The organism is Bacteroides sp. f07 (assembly GCF_042854785.1).
In the GTDB taxonomy this organism is placed as follows: Bacteria; Bacteroidota; Bacteroidia; order Bacteroidales; family Bacteroidaceae; genus Bacteroides.
In genome coordinates, this window is the sequence record NZ_BAABXI010000001.1 from 1423029 (window position 1) to 1438616 (window position 15588).

Annotated in this window: 13 protein-coding genes; 4 read left to right on the forward strand and 9 right to left on the reverse strand. The window is 44.4% G+C overall.

Going from position 1 to position 15588, the window contains the following annotated elements; genetic code table 11:
- Positions 1-89 precede the first annotated feature (89 nt).
- The 3 genes from ACGHVY_RS05770 to ACGHVY_RS05780 form a co-directional block, all read right to left on the reverse strand.
- Complete coding sequence (locus ACGHVY_RS05770; protein WP_390597757.1) at positions 90-1361, reverse strand: replication-associated recombination protein A; 1272 nt, start codon at positions 1359-1361, stop codon at positions 90-92.
- 5 nt (positions 1362-1366) lie between these two features.
- Positions 1367-3943 (reverse strand): DUF5686 family protein, encoded by a 2577-nt coding sequence (locus ACGHVY_RS05775; protein WP_308744924.1) that lies wholly within the window; start codon positions 3941-3943, stop codon positions 1367-1369.
- 357 nt (positions 3944-4300) lie between these two features.
- Positions 4301-5386: a UDP-N-acetyl glucosamine 2-epimerase gene (locus ACGHVY_RS05780; protein WP_308744925.1), complete on the reverse strand. Its 1086-nt coding sequence runs from the start codon at positions 5384-5386 to the stop codon at positions 4301-4303.
- Between the two features lie 92 nt (positions 5387-5478).
- Between ACGHVY_RS05780 and ACGHVY_RS05785 the strand changes: the two genes are divergently transcribed.
- The gene (locus ACGHVY_RS05785) at positions 5479-6105 is read left to right on the forward strand and encodes a trimeric intracellular cation channel family protein (RefSeq protein ID WP_308744926.1); all 627 of its coding nucleotides are present in this window, start codon (positions 5479-5481) and stop codon (positions 6103-6105) included.
- 7 nt (positions 6106-6112) lie between these two features.
- Here ACGHVY_RS05785 and ACGHVY_RS05790 read toward each other — a convergent pair whose 3' ends face one another.
- The 3 genes from ACGHVY_RS05790 to ACGHVY_RS05800 form a co-directional block, all read right to left on the reverse strand.
- Complete coding sequence (locus ACGHVY_RS05790) at positions 6113-6607, reverse strand: DUF4251 domain-containing protein (RefSeq protein WP_308744927.1); 495 nt, start codon at positions 6605-6607, stop codon at positions 6113-6115.
- Between the two features lie 129 nt (positions 6608-6736).
- A complete protein-coding gene (locus ACGHVY_RS05795; RefSeq protein ID WP_390597760.1) occupies positions 6737-7699 on the reverse strand; it encodes a M48 family metallopeptidase in 963 nt (320 codons plus the stop codon).
- 41 nt (positions 7700-7740) lie between these two features.
- Positions 7741-8301, reverse strand: a complete 561-nt coding sequence (locus ACGHVY_RS05800) for a LemA family protein (protein ID WP_308744929.1) — start codon at positions 8299-8301, stop codon at positions 7741-7743.
- A gap of 240 nt (positions 8302-8541) precedes the next feature.
- Between ACGHVY_RS05800 and ACGHVY_RS05805 the strand changes: the two genes are divergently transcribed.
- Positions 8542-9045, forward strand: a complete 504-nt coding sequence (locus tag ACGHVY_RS05805) for an RNA polymerase sigma factor (protein WP_308744930.1) — start codon at positions 8542-8544, stop codon at positions 9043-9045.
- A gap of 119 nt (positions 9046-9164) precedes the next feature.
- Here the strand turns inward: ACGHVY_RS05805 and mtgA are convergent, their stop codons facing one another.
- The 3 genes from mtgA to ACGHVY_RS05820 form a co-directional block, all read right to left on the reverse strand.
- Complete coding sequence (gene mtgA / locus ACGHVY_RS05810; RefSeq protein ID WP_390597762.1) at positions 9165-9908, reverse strand: monofunctional biosynthetic peptidoglycan transglycosylase; 744 nt, start codon at positions 9906-9908, stop codon at positions 9165-9167.
- Positions 9886-10602, reverse strand: coding sequence for an OmpA family protein (locus ACGHVY_RS05815; protein ID WP_308744932.1), 717 nt, complete (start codon positions 10600-10602; stop codon positions 9886-9888). Before ACGHVY_RS05815 ends, mtgA begins: the two co-directional genes overlap by 23 nt.
- 167 nt (positions 10603-10769) lie before the next feature.
- The gene (locus ACGHVY_RS05820) at positions 10770-12122 is read right to left on the reverse strand and encodes an MATE family efflux transporter (RefSeq protein ID WP_390597763.1); all 1353 of its coding nucleotides are present in this window, start codon (positions 12120-12122) and stop codon (positions 10770-10772) included.
- A 91-nt stretch (positions 12123-12213) separates the two neighbouring features.
- Between ACGHVY_RS05820 and ACGHVY_RS05825 the strand changes: the two genes are divergently transcribed.
- The gene (locus ACGHVY_RS05825; protein WP_390597765.1) at positions 12214-13599 is read left to right on the forward strand and encodes a GDSL-type esterase/lipase family protein; all 1386 of its coding nucleotides are present in this window, start codon (positions 12214-12216) and stop codon (positions 13597-13599) included.
- A 194-nt stretch (positions 13600-13793) separates the two neighbouring features.
- Positions 13794-15275 carry an ATP-binding protein gene (locus tag ACGHVY_RS05830; RefSeq protein WP_390597767.1) on the forward strand — a complete coding sequence of 494 codons (1482 nt, stop codon included), beginning with the start codon at positions 13794-13796 and terminating at the stop codon, positions 15273-15275.
- Positions 15276-15588 lie beyond the last annotated feature (313 nt).

The following is a 15588-nucleotide window of genomic DNA, read 5'->3' on the forward strand; positions in this document are numbered from 1 at the left end:
AATAGCAGCTCAAAATAAAAAACTCCTCCTTCCGGAAGGAGGAGCAGGTAATATTATTGCTTGTATAATGGAAATTCCCATTTGAATTATCATTTCTTGAACTTGTCTCCCCACAACTGCATCATCCGTTCGGCATGCTTCTGTTCCGCCGGATTGTTTTGTGGTTGCCATATCCGTTTATCTTTCAGTTCGTCCGGGAGGAATTGCTGTTTGACGAAGTTACCTTCGTAGCTATGCGCATATTTATATTCCTGCCCGTAGCCCAGTTGCTTCATCAGTTTTGTCGGAGCATTTCGCAAATGCAAGGGGACAGGCAGATTTCCGGTTGAACGGACCAGTTCCAGCGCATCGTTAATAGCACTGTATGCTGAATTACTTTTAGGACTGGTTGCCAGATAAATTGTTGTTTCAGCCAAAGGAATCCGTCCTTCCGGCCAGCCGATTTTCATCAACGTATCGAAACAGGCGTTTGCCAGAAGCAATGCGTTCGGATTGGCCAGTCCGATATCTTCCGAAGCCGAAATGACAAGCCGGCGGGCAATGAAAGCAGGGTCTTCACCACCTTCCACCATACGGGCGAGCCAATAGATAGCCCCGTCCGGGTCGCTTCCGCGAATAGACTTGATGAAAGCAGAGATGATGTCATAATGCATCTCCCCATCTTTATCGTATGCCAGCGGATTCTGTTGCAGCCGTTCGGTCACCATTTCATCGGTGATAACAACCGTTTCTTCCGTTTCCGATTGCACAACAAGTTCCAATATATTAAGCAGCTTGCGGGCATCTCCACCGGAGAAGCGCAACATGGCTGTTGTCTCTTTCAATTCGATTTTCCGTTCCTTCAATACGGTATCCGTAGTGATGGCGCGTTGCAGCAGTTCCAGCAGGTCTTCCTTTTCCAAAGATTTGAGCACATAAAGCTGGCAACGGGACAGGAGAGGGCGGATGACCTCGAACGACGGGTTTTCCGTTGTTGCGCCAATCAGCGTGACTGTTCCGTTTTCTACTGCTCCCAACAGAGAATCTTGTTGCGACTTGCTGAACCGATGGATTTCATCAATAAACAGTATCGGGCTGGACTGTGAAAAGAAGCGGTTGCTCTTGGCACGGTCTATCACTTCGCGCACGTCCTTCACACCGGAAGTTACAGCACTCAATGTATAAAAAGGAGTTTCCAGTTTGTTGGCTATGATTTGCGCAAGAGTCGTTTTGCCTACTCCGGGCGGGCCCCAAAGGATAAAAGAAGAGATGCGTCCTGCATCAATCATCTTGCGTAAAATAGCACCCGGCCCCACTAAATGTTTTTGGCCGATATATTCGTCTAAAGTCTTGGGCCGTAGCCGCTCTGCTAGAGGTTGCATAATTCTTAGAATACCATTAATACCATGAAACGGATACCATTCTTATTAATACCCGGATTGTCACGGTAGGTGAAACGATGTACATATTCAATGTGCAGCAACTTGAATATGTTGTAAATACCGACACTTGCTTCGACATACGGCACTTTCGGGTCCATCACGAAACTGGTAAACTTTCCGTCGCGCGTCGGGAAACGGAACAAGTCGGGATTGCTGCTCTTGAACGGATTATTCTTGTCCGTCAGTGTTCCCCACAATGCGCGGACACGAAACATCTCTCTCCATTTCAGGTTCTTGATGAGCGGAATACGGTTGAATAGTTTTCCATTCATGTCGTAAGACAAAGACAGGGAGGCGAAACGGTCGTTCAAGAATTCCATGTTATTGATGAGGTTGAACGTTTCCCGTTGGGTGATGTAGGACAAGTTGGCTTCCGGCAGAATCAACAGCGGGAAAGGCACGGTATTCCATTCTGCACCTGCTTTTACGCTACAGTCTATCTTTCCCCAGGAAGCGGGAAGCCAGAAACGTTTCCACACACTTGCTTCTGTACGGTTGAAGTTATATTCTCCGCCTAATACACCTTTGAATCCCATGGCATGAGTCAGCGTGAAAATAGGGGCATCCAGTGATACCGGCACGCGGCGTTGCTTGGAATTGACGAATGATTCGCCCGGAGCATAGCGCAATGTCAGGCTTGCTTCGGTAGTCGTGACGTCATGTACACGTGTTTGTGCGGCGTCGTTACGCAGATATTCCAGTTTTCCGGTAGGCTCGTCATTACGGTGGCGGAGCATCGCTTTCACTCCGAAACCGGTAAGCGTTTCGAGTTCGTAATTGACAGTCGCATCGCGCATATAGGACATTTGGTCTACCGTTGTTGTTTTCAGCGACAGGAAGATATTGTCCTTATCCGTAAACAGGAACTTATCCATCGGCGACATTACATCGTAACTGTAAGTTGCCGAAATATAATGTTTCGGAAATTCCCAAACCACATAATCGCGTTTGTTGAACGAATAGGTCAGCGTACCGCTATATTTCCACCGCTCGTCTTTCAGGCCGTAAGCGCCATATCCGCTCAAGAACCAGTGCTTGTCGAAATGCGCCGTAGTCATGCCGCTCAACCGGAAACGGGTTCCATCGATGTAGTTGCTCGAAATCATCGTATTGATAGGGCCTATATCCACTTTACTCGGATGCCCTTTACTTCCTGTCTCTACAAAGTTCTCAATCAAGGCTTTCGCTCCGAAGATGATATATTTGAATCCCGGAATCTGTTCAAGACGGTTGACAAATATGTCCATCGTACTTTCCTTTTTCGTCAACGGAACCTGGCGGACGCTCGCCCAGTACTCGTCGCTTTTCGAAAGCATATCAGCTTCCTTTATCACGCTTCCTTTCAACCGGAAGAGCCGTTGTTCGATAGGGTCGAACTTGTAATCACTGTATTTTGTGATTCGTTCTACCTGCAATCCGCCTGCCGTTTTGTTGGAACTCCAGGAAAGGTCTACGGTCATATTGTCATCGGACAATACCCAGTTGCCGTTGGGAAGTTGTTCGTACTGCTGCACGATGTCCATGCGGTTGACGAAGTTGACTCCGGTCTTTTTGGGTAGATTCATCGTACATTTCTGTACGGCATACGTAGAATCATTCAGTACGTACAGATGCCCGGTGAACCCGAAGTCCTGCGAATTTTGCGGAACGAAAGTCAGATGTACGCATTCGCGCCTGTCCACCATCAATGTGTCCATCAGATAATATTTATAAAAAGAAATGGCGTTACTGCCGATAGGACTTACGAAGCGCTGTTGCAGCAGACGGATGTCGTCATCGTAGATGTTGATATCGGCAAAGACATCTTTCAATACAGTGCCGAGCATATCTCCTGTGGAGAAGAACTCTTCGATACCGTTGGAGTTTTTTCCTTTGATAATGGTTTTCTTGCTTTCGGGGTCTTTCCGGTAGATGGTTTGCGAAGCTGTCTCCTGTACGGAAATCGGGAGAATCAACTTATTCGTAGTTTCCGACACCTCCACTTGGTCTTTGAGGAAAGAATATTTCTTGTAGATACCTTTCTCCAGTTTTTCCGGCGTGAGGTCGTTGATAGACATTTTCATCTTCTCGTACTTTTCATACTGGTAGTAGTCGTTCACTTCGAGGACTTGCGCCTTTTTGTGCTCGATCACCTTTTTCATGAATTCGACTGCCGGATTGTTCTTGCGGGAGTATTTTTCTTTCTTGGGCTTTACAACGACTTCGCTCAGAAGTACATTGTCCGGGGCTAATTGCACGTTAACCGTCTGGCTTCCATAGCTGACTTTAACCGTTTTGCTGATATAGCCGACGGCGGAGAAAACAAGTGTTCCACCGTTCCTGCGGGCATCGAGACTATATTCTCCGTCAATATTGGTGATGGTACCCATATCCTTCTTTTCCTGATAGTAGACGGAGATATACATCAATGGCTCATGTGTCACTGAATCAGTAACTACCCCTTTTATTTGCTGTGCAAAAGCATTTGAAGCTGCCAATACAAGTAAGAGCAGTATAAGTATTTTGCTATATCGTTGTTTCATAACGTTCGTAGTAGGGCTGCAAAGTTAACAAATAACTCTAAGGATAAGAGAATATATAACTTTTTTTACCCATCGTTTTTGGTTGTTTACAAGCATATATCGCCCAATGCTCAAATAAGTCAGGCTTGGGCATATATATTTAACAACTGGTTTCAGATTTAGTTTCATTTGTTGAAACTATTTGTATCATTCGGTGAAACATTTTGTTTCTCGGTGTGAAACTGTTTGTTTCTCGGTGTGAAACTGTTTGTTTCTCGGTGTGAAACACTTCGTTTCCCGGTGTGAAACACTTTGTTTCAAGGCAGGTTGAAACTGCTTGCCCTACACTTTGACAGAATAGGGCAAGGAAGGTGATTGTTATTTGCTTGATAGAATCTGTACGATACGCTCTGCAGTGCGTCCGTCCCAACGTTCGGGGAGTTCGCCGTGCTTCCATTCGCCTTTCATCAGCGTGTCCATTGCTTTAGCGAGCAGGAACGGGTCTTCTCCGACAAGCTCGTTGGTTCCCATGCGCCATGTTTCCGGATGTTCGGCATATGTATTGAGGGTGATGCAGGGAATACCCATGAAGGTCGCTTCTTCGGCCACGTTGCCGGAGTCGGTGATGATTCCTTTTGCTTTGTTTATCAGATAACCGAAGAAAAGGTAATTCTGTGGCGGCATGATGTGTAGGTTCGGGGCTTCGATGCCCAGTTCTTTAATCGCATTGCGCACATACGTGTGCAAGGGTGCTACGATAGGCATGCCGGCAGACTTCTCAATCAATGTCTCCATCAGTTGTCGCAGATTCTCTTTGTCATTGAGCAATACGCGGCGGTTGAGGGTGAGCAGGAGGTAATTGCCTTCCTGTAATCCCAGTACGGAAAACCATATCGGTTTAAGTAACCGGTTGCGGTTGTATCGGATAGTATCTATCAGGATATTGCCTACATAATATACGTTTTCGCTTTCCGTGCCCGTCTGGTTCAGGTTGCGGTTGGCAACCATGCCGGCTGTAAACAGATAGTCGGACAGCCCGTCGGTAATCATACGGTTCACTTCCTTCGGCATCTTCATGTCGAAAGAGCGGGTTCCGGCTACGAGGTGCGCCACCTTGATTCCTTGTTTTTTGGCTACGATGGCGCAACTCATGGTTGCGGTCAGGTCGTCCACTACAAGAACGACGTGTGCCGGGTTTTCGGTCAGCTCCTGTTCGAAGGCTACCATGATTCCTGCTGTCAAACTCGTTGGATTACTGCTTTCCACTCCTAGATACACATCGGGAGCTTTCATGTCAAGATCCGAAAAGAGAGAAGCGTCCAGACTTGTATCGTCTTTCCTTCCTGTGTAAACCAGCCGGTAAGAGATACTTTTACCCAGCGCCCGTGCGGCTTCAATAGCGCGTGTGATGGGAGCTATCTTCATAAAATTGGGGCGTGCCCCCGCGACAATTGTTATTTTCATATTGTTTCTACCTTATTCGGTTTAATTCGTGAAGCAAAAGTACATTTTCTTACGGAATTTATTCGTTACTTTGCAGACAAAATAACAAATATATGCCCACATTCGTTCAAATTCTTGATTTTATAGGCACATTTGCCTTTGCTATTAGTGGTATCCGGCTGGCTTCGGCGAAGCGTTTCGACTGGTTCGGAGCCTATGTTGTCGGACTTGCTACGGCTATCGGGGGTGGTACCATCCGTGATGTCCTGCTTGATGTTACCCCCGGGTGGATGACAGACCCCATTTACCTGATTTGTACAGGGCTGGCTTTGCTGTGGGTTATCTGCTTCGGGCGTTGGCTTATCCGGCTCAACAATACTTTCTTTATTTTCGACAGCATCGGGCTGGCGCTGTTCACTGTGGTAGGTGTGGGCAAGAGCATAGCCTTGGGATATCCTTTTTGGGTGGCAATCATTATGGGTAGTATCACGGGAGCAGCCGGTGGCGTGATTCGTGATGTCTTTATCAACGAAATTCCCTTGATATTCCGGAAAGAAATTTATGCAATGGCTTGTGTGGTAGGCGGTATTGCTTACTGGCTTTGCGATGTGGCGGGACTTGAGTCATACGGATGCCAGCTAATCGGCGGGTCGGCCGTATTCCTGACCCGCATCCTGGCTGTAAAATATCACATCTGTCTGCCTATATTAAAAGGTGGCGATGAGATAAGGGAAGAGTAGCAAAAACTTATTCGTCCTTCATTTCCAATTCTCCCTGGAAACTGATGGATTGCCGGTTCTGCATACTGACATCAATGTTTGCCGAACCGTTAGGGTATACTTTTGCTCTGAATTCATATCTGTCTTCAGGATTCCGGGCTATGAATTTGATGACAGCATTTCCTTTCTTATCCATTTCCATGGTATATTCCTTGAGGGGTGCTTTGAAGTTCAGCCCGTCACCGCCGCCATAAGGAATACTGTAAGCCCGTCCGAAATAAGGCAGGTAGGAGATGACCGAGTCATTTCTGATTTCCAGTGAGTAGGGAGATGTTAGCGGGATGGAACGTCCGCGCATCGGCAGAGCGGTCCGGGCATCTATCTTGTAATTTTCGGATGCGATGAGTTTCGTCACAGCTTCTTTTTTCTGTTCCTTCTTCTCTTTTTTACTTTGAGCCGAAAGGGTGGGGAACTCTGCCAGCAAGACCAGCACCAACATTAAGATTTGTTTCTTCATTTTCATATCAGTTGCATTTAGGTTGATATACATATGTATAACAACCAAATATACGAAAAAGTCGGGAGCTCTTCCCTTTCCTTTAATGAAAATTAAACAGAAATCCTGACCTTTACCTTAATATATAAGAAGAACTTAGAACTGTTCCAGTATCTCAATCCGCTTTTCAATGGGGGGATGAGTGGCAAACAGACTGCTGAGCTTGCTATATAAGCCTTTTGTTTTCTTTTTGGGATTCTGAATAAATAATTGCGCTATATCTTTCCGTTGCACAGCTTCTATCGCCGGGTCGGCAGATATTTTGCGCAAAGCATTGGCGAGTGCCAGCGGGTTCTTTGTCATCTCCGCCGCTCCTGCATCTGCCATATATTCACGTTTGCGTGAAATGGCAAAACGCATCAGGCTGGCGAAAAGGAAACCGATAGCGGCTATCAACAAAGCGACAAGCATGAAAAGGAAAATTCCTCCGCTGCCTTTACTGTTGCTGCGTACACGTATATGTGTAATAGCATAGAATGTGATTTCCGTCAGCATGGAGAAGATTCCGACAAATACGATGGAGATAATCAGCAGGCGTACATCCCGATTGCGGATATGAGTTAGCTCATGTCCGATTACGGCTTCCAGTTCTTCATCATTCAGTTTCTTGATGATACCACTCGAAAGGGTAATCGTGTATGTACGGTCATTGATGCCGCTTGCGAATGCATTCAGCGAATCGTCATAAATGATATTTATCTTCGGCATACTCATGCCCTGGGACATACAGAGGTTTTCCACTAGATTATAAACGCGTTTGTTCTCTTTGCGCTCCAGCGGCTTGGAACCCGTGGCGGAATTAATGATTTTCGTATTGGCCCAATAGGCGATAAGAAACCAAATCGCCACCACTCCTAAAGTGTAGGGCAGGGAAGAGAGGAAAAAATGATTGACCATAGGCATCATCTCAACTTCCATGCTCTTTCCGTATCCGAAAAGAATCAGCAGATAGCAGGACAGGTAAAGGAGTGCTGTTACCAGACAAGGAAAGAGCAGCAATAGAAACACGGAACGTAGGTTGTTCCGGCTCTGCTGTGTTTGGATTCCGACGTATTGCATTGCGTGTTTGATTTATGCAGTGAGTGAACGGTGACTGGGTATTAGAAATTGATTTTGGGAGCTTGTTCCAGATTAGCGCGTTCGTTCTTTCCCAAATCGAACATAATTTCTCTTTGGAATCCGGTCATGCCTGCTATGATATTTGACGGGAATGTCTGAACGGCGTTATTATATTCTTTGGTTGCCGAGTTGAAATAACGGCGGACGGCAGCCAGCTTATTCTCCACATCGGCTATTTCTTCCTGTAATTGCAGGAAGTTCTGATTCGCTTTCAGGTCGGGATAAGCTTCCAGTGTGATTTTCAATCCTGCGAGGGCAGAGCTCAACTGGTTTTCAGCGGCTATCTTATCATCGATAGTCTTGGCGCTGACTGCGCCGTTGCGTGCCTGAATCACCCGGTCGAGTGTTTCCTTTTCGTGTGCGGCATATCCTTTCACGGTATCTACCAATTGAGGTATCAGGTCATGGCGCTGCTTCAACTGTACGTCAATGTCGGCAAAAGCGTTTTCACGGTTGTTTCTCAGTCTCACTAACGAATTGTACATAGATGCAAAAATAATGCCCAATAATACAATAATTCCTACAATAATAAGTATAGTCATCGTCTCTTCATTTATTTGATAATATTAATCAAAAGTAATCTATTTGGTTCTGTTAAGCAAATAAACGGGGACTTTTTTCTCCGAATACCACCTGAAATCTATCAGAAAGCACCTGAAAACTATCATTTGACAGAAATACCCCCTAAAAATTGATTAAAATCCCCCTGTATGAGACGTAAAATACCCTTAAACTTGCAACCGACGAGAAAAACGAAATATTAACCATAAAACCCTTAAAGTATGAAAAGTTTAAGTTTCAGAAAAGATTTAATTGGAGTTCAGGAGGAGTTGCTTCGTTTCGCTTATAAACTGACGGCCAATCGTGAAGAAGCGAATGATTTGTTGCAGGAAACATCTTTAAAAGCCTTGGATAACGAGGAAAAATTTGCTCCAGACACAAATTTCAAGGGATGGATGTATACTATCATGCGTAACATCTTTATTAATAACTACCGGAAAATAGTACGTGACCAGACTTTCGTAGACCCCACCGATAATTATTACCACTTGAACCTGCCGCAGGATTCAGGGTTCGAAAGCACGGAAGGTTCTTATGATTTGAAAGAAATGCACCGCATTGTCAATGCATTGCCCAAGGAGTATAAAGTGCCTTTTTCCATGCACGTATCAGGCTTCAAATATCGCGAAATTGCAGAAAAATTAGGTTTGCCATTAGGAACTGTGAAGAGTCGCATCTTCTTCACGCGTCAACGTTTGCAACAAGAACTGAAGGACTTCATTTAAAAGAGGATAATACATACAAACAAACTTAATGATATAAAGAGAGCAACGGAGATGGATTCCCGTTGCTCTTTCTTTTTTCTTATATGCTTAGGCATATGATGAATAACTGTGGTATCTGTCTACCGCTTTTTCTTTTTCCTGCTTTTGCTTTCTTTCTTTTCTGTCGTTTTTTCTTCCGGCGGAAACTTGGGAACGAGGTTCATCAACCGTAATATTTGTTTTTGGCGTTTTAGTATATAAGGCGAAGGATTGGCCGAGTCAAACCGTATCGGATTGGGAAGAGTAGCGGCTATGAGGGCGCATTGGCTTCTTGTCAGTTTGGCGGCCGTTGTGCCGAATTTATTTTCAGCGGCAGCTTGTGCACCGTAGATGCTGTTACCCATTTCAATAGAGTTGAGATAGACTTCCATAATTCGTTCTTTCGACCAGAACGTTTCGATGAGGAACGTGAAATAAACTTCGAGTCCTTTCCGTACCCACGAAGATTGCGGCCATAAGAAGACATTCTTGGCTGTCTGCTGACTGATGGTGCTTGCACCCCGTTTCCGTGTTTCATTCTCTTTCACCGCTTTCTTGATTTCTATGAAATCAAAGCCGTTGTGTTCGGCAAAGCGGTTGTCTTCGGATGCAATGACTGCCATCGGCATACTGGGAGATATCTTATCAAAAGAAACCCACGTGTGTTTCCACGTGGGTTTATCTCCTGAAAAAATCTGCTGAACGCTTCGGATAACCATCAACGGAGTAATATAAACCGGCATAAACCGATAGATAATGACCGTCAGTAAAGTTGAAGCAAAGAAGAATATCAGCAGGTTTCGCGTGTAACGCAGTAATTTTTTAATTAGCGGCTGCCTGTGCATCTCTAATCATCTGTTCACTAGCGTACATGTACACTTCTACACGGCGGTTCTGTTCGCGTCCGGCTGCAGTGTCATTGCTTGCAACAGGGTCGCTTTCGCCCATTCCTTGTACACTTTTAATCTGATTGGTAGAAACACCACAACTCAACAGGTAGCTGGATACACTCTGTGCACGTTCCTGTGACAAGTTCAGGTTTTTCTGGCGGCTTTGTTCGGCAGTACTGTTTTTCCAGCCCTGGTTATCGGTATATCCATAAATAGATACGTCCATGTCACGGTTCTGGTTAAGTACGTTGTTGGCGAATTTGCTGAGAGCAGATTTAGCGGCAGCACTCAGACTGGCATTACCTGTAGTGAAAAGAATACCCGAATCGAATGTTACTTTCACGGCTTGCAATCCGTTGTTGTCTGTTATCTGTTCTACTTGTGCGCCTTCAATTTGTTTTGCTTCTGCTGCTGCCTTATCCATCTTCTTGCCGATAAGAGCACCGGTTCCCGCACCTACTGCCGTACCAATGGCAGCACCGATGGCGGCACCTTTACCTTTACCGATAACACCACCCAGGATTGCACCCAGTGCAGCACCCGAACCACCACCGATAGCAGCACCTTTACCAGTGTTGTTCATACTTCCACAACTACCAAATATCATGGCAATACTCATAAAGAGAACCATAAATTTCATCTTGTTCATAATGTTGATGTCTTTTTAATTGGTTTATAAAATAATATAGTTTTATACGAATCACATCGTATAATAAATAACACTGCAAAGATATATATTATTTGGCAAGCGTGTACTTTTTAAGTTAAAATAACTCGGCCAATTCTTTTCGCATGTTAATGAAAAGCTATGAAAAACTATCCTCTAGCTAGAGTAGGGATGCTCAGGCACTTCTTTTTGATTATGACAAACCAGCTTAAAAGAACCAGCCCCTTGGCAACAGTTGTGACACAGACAGCCCACCAGATGCCTTCTACTCCCATACCCATCCGGACAAACAAGATGGCGAGCGGGATACGCATATAATTGCAGACGATACTGATAACGGCAGGAGGTATCGTGCGCCCGATTCCGTAGAATACTCCCTGCATCGTGATTTCGAGCATCATGAAGAGTTGTGAATATCCGTCGATACGTAAGAACACACCACCGGCTTCATAGGCAGCCTGTTCGGGGACGAAGATAGAGAATACCTCGTTTCCGAAGAATACGAAAAGCAGTGTACAGAACGTTCCGAAAATTCCCGTCATCCATAAAGTTGTGTGCCAGGCTTTGAGTACTCGTTCGGTTCGTCCGGCCGCATAGTTTTGGGCGATGAAGGCGCTTAGTGCGGTGGAGAACCCCTGTGAAGTATTCCAAGTGATAGCTTCTATCTGTCCGCCGGTAGTGAAAGTCATCAGTCCGATATGCCCTCCCTGCTCTGAGGCCGTGCGGCAAAGGAACATATTGACGAAAGCAAACAAGGTATTTAAAGTAGCTACGGGCAGTCCCAGCTTTAAGATTCTCCGTGTGTATTTTTTCTTTAGGCGGGTGAAGAATGGAAAACCGCCCAATAACGCATCCCTGTGTCGCAACTGATAGACGAAAATCAGAAAGATGCTTGCTTCCGCAATCCAGGTTGCATAAGCCGCGCCGTTTGTCCCCAGTCCGAATCCGAAGATAAACAGAGGGTCGAGGATAATATTCAGTATCAATCCTGTCCCGCTTATGAAAAAAGGAATTTTGCTACGTCCTGCCGCATTGTAGATTCCGGTGAAGGCGGCGGAAAGGAATATGAACGGCAATCCGGTAGAAACAATTCGCAAGTACTGGACGGCATTGGCGGTAATGTGCTCTTCGAGTTCATAGATACGTATGATAGGGTCTGCGAAAACAAAAAGCAATCCACCCCAGCACAAAGAAAGAATCAATGCAATTGTAATATTGTGGGATGCAAAGTTTCGTGCATCTTCCTGACTCTGTGCACCGATGGACTGTCCGACACTAACCTCGGAACCTACTTTGTTTAATAAGGAGATAGAACCGGACATCCATGTCAGAATCCCGACAGAACCGATAGCGGCTACAGCTTCACTTCCCAGTCGTCCCACCCATGCCATATCCGTAAGACTATACGCCATTTGGATGAATGAGGTTGCCATGATAGGCATTGCCAGATTGAACAGTTGGCGGTTGATAGGACCTTGTGTGAGATTCTTTATTCCTTGCATATAATTTTTATAATCAAAATGAGGTGCAAAGATACACAAAATTACTATCTTCGCGCATCCAATAATTCATTAATCAAAGTATATATATACTATGAAACAGAAATTTTCTACTATTTTCTTCCTGTTGCTTCTTTTGCTGGCAGGTTTTCGGGTGGTAGCCCAAAATGCTCCGAAACCTTTTGATATTGAACAGCCTTCACTACGTGTATTCCTTCCGGCGCCGGAACTGGCGACAGGTCGTGCTGTGGTGGCATGTCCCGGTGGCGGATATTCGCATCTGGCTGTCAATCATGAAGGTTATGACTGGGCACCGTATTTCAACAAACAAGGTATTGCGCTGATTGTTCTCAAATACCGTATGCCGAAAGGTGACCGCACACTTCCTATTTCGGATGCCGAAGCTGCCATGAAAATTGTGCGCGACAGCGCGGATGTGTGGAATCTGAATCCCAATGATATCGGTATTATGGGGTCTTCCGCCGGCGGTCATCTGGCTTCAACCGTTGCCACTCATGCCAAACCCGAACTTCGTCCGAACTTTCAGATTCTCTTTTATCCGGTGATTACGATGGATAAGTCTTATACTCATATGGGTTCACGCAATAACCTTTTGGGTAAGGACGCTTCTGCCGAATTGGAAACTGAGTATTCCAATGAAAAGCAAGTGACGAAAGACACGCCGCGTGCTTTTATCGTTTATAGTGATGATGACAAGGCAGTGCCGCCCGCTAACGGTGTGAATTATTATCTGGCTCTGAATAAGCATAAAGTCCCTGCCGTTCTCCATATCTATCCTTCCGGAGGACATGGCTGGGGGATTCGCGAGAGTTTCCTTTATAAAAACGAAATGCTGGACGAGCTGACTTCCTGGCTGCGTAGTTTCAAGGTTCCTCATAAAGATGCTATCCGTGTTGCCTGTATCGGCAATAGCATTACATATGGAGCACGCATCAAGAATCGCGACCGTGACAGCTATCCTGCTGTATTGGGCCGCATGATGGGGGATGCTTATTGGGTAAAGAATTTCGGAGTAAGTGCCCGCACATTATTAAATAAAGGTGACCGTCCTTATATGAACGAAAAAACTTATCAGGATGCATTGGCTTTCAATCCCAATATCGTAGTTATCAAACTAGGAACGAACGATAGCAAATCATTCAACTGGAAGTATAAAGCAGACTTCACAAAAGACTTGCAGACGATGGTGGATGCTTTCAAAGCTCTGCCCGCACAACCCGAAATTTATCTCTGCTATCCTTCCAAAGCTTATCAGACCGGTGATAACATCAACGATGATATTATCGCTAAAGAAATAATTCCGATGATAAAGAAGGTTGCCAAGAAAAATAATTTGCCGGTTATCGATCTTCATACGGCAATGGACGGAATCCCCCAGCTTTTTCCGGACAAGATTCATCCGAACGAAGCGGGAGCTGAAATAATGGCAAAAGCTGTTTATAAGGCATTGAAGAAGTAAAACAAAATATAGAAATCACACCCTGCGCCCGACTGGAAATCTCTCTTTTCGAGAGAATTACAGTCGGGCGCTTTTTAGTTTAATGACGCATAATCTTCTTATAATATGCTAAAAAGAGTCTTTGTAGAAAGTCCTGGTTAAGTGGAATATTTATTTTTGTGCGCTTAACTATGTTAAAATGATTAGTGGATGTTATGAATAAACAGAAAGATTTCAAATTTTTCTCGAAGTTGATGAATCACGCTAACATGGGGTGGTGGAAGGCCGATTTAACAACTGCGAGCTATGAATGTTCTGGATATATATCAGAACTTTTGGGTTTGGATGAAACAGGAGTTATCAGTTTTGAGGATTTCAATAAACGTATACTGAAAGAGGAAGAGCATCCTACGACAGCTCATTCTTTTGGTGTACTTCAGATGTCGGAAACTGTATATTTGTTCGACACGGTGAAAGGCCCTGTCTGGATACGTAGCAAAGTCAGCTTTCAGGAAACGGACGAAGAGGGAAATAAAAAAGTCTATGGCATAGCCGAAGTTCAGGACGGTCCTGATATGGCAACAGCTTATCAGGCTTTGCGGTATAGTGAACGTCTTCTGGATTATATCTTCAAGCATTTACCTGTCGGTCTCGAACTGTATAATAAGGATGGAATCCTAGTTGGTCTGAATGACAAGGAACTGGAGATTTTTCATATAGATAGGAAAGAAGACTTGTTGGGGATTAATATCTTCGAGAATCCTATTTTCCCGGAGGAAATGAAAGAAAAGTTGAGGAATAACGAAGATACCGATTTTACTTTCCGCTATGATTTCTCGAAAGTGGGGCAGTATTATCAGAATTCAAAGAAAGAAGGGGTGATTGATTTAGCGACAAAAGCAACCATTCTGTATGATGACAATCATAATCCTATAGGTTATCTGTTGATAAATTCGGATAAAACGGAGCCAACTGTTGTCTATAATAAGTCTCAAGACAAGGCCCGTCGTGAAGTCGAAGTGTCGGACTGCCTGAAGTCTGCTTTTTTGGCTAATATAAGTCATGAGATTCGTACTCCTCTGAATGCTATCGTCGGTTTTTCAAGTCTGTTGGCAAGCACGGAAAATATGGCGGAGAAAGAATTTTATAATTCGCAAATCACTCACAACAGCCAGCTTTTGCTCAATCTGATAAACGATGTTCTTGACCTTTCCAAGATAGAATCCGGGTATCTGGAGTTGCATCCTGATTGGTTTAATCTGGCAGACCTTTTTGATGAGAGCGTTTCGGAATATGCTTGTCAGATACCTTCCGGCATCGAACTTCGGGCTAATTATCCTCAGCGGGATTTCTTGGTGAATTTAGACAGGACACGAATCAAACAGGTACTGGATAACTTCCTTTCGAATGCTCTCAAGAATACGACTTGCGGGCATATAGAGATATTCTATGAAGTAGATTCCCGCTATGTGCGTATCGGTGTCAGGGATACCGGATGTGGTATTCCGCAGGATATGAAAGACAAGATATTCGAAAGATTCGAGAAGATAGATTCTTTTATTCAAGGTGCGGGGTTGGGTTTGTCTATTTGTAAATCTATTGTTGACAAAATGAACGGACGTATATTGATCGATTCCCAATTGGGGATAGGCAGTACTTTTTTAATGGAATTGCCTTACCAATCTGTTCCGGTATAAGACAAAAAATCTCTTGATAACATCTGATTATCAAGAGATTAATTTGTTTTTAGTGATCCGCCTGGGGCTCGAACGCTTTATATTATGCTTCTGTAACCGTTTGATTATCAGTATTTCTAAGACATCAGGTTTGTGAAGTCCTCCGATTTCACCCTGTATTACCTGCTGCATTTTACAGTGGTATTCATCCTTCTATCATATTACAAAGTTACGAAATTTCTATTTGATATGCTAATTTGTGAGCCATTAATTGAACGTAGTACTATTATAATCAGATGAATATTATACATAATACCTTTGATAATATTTCAGA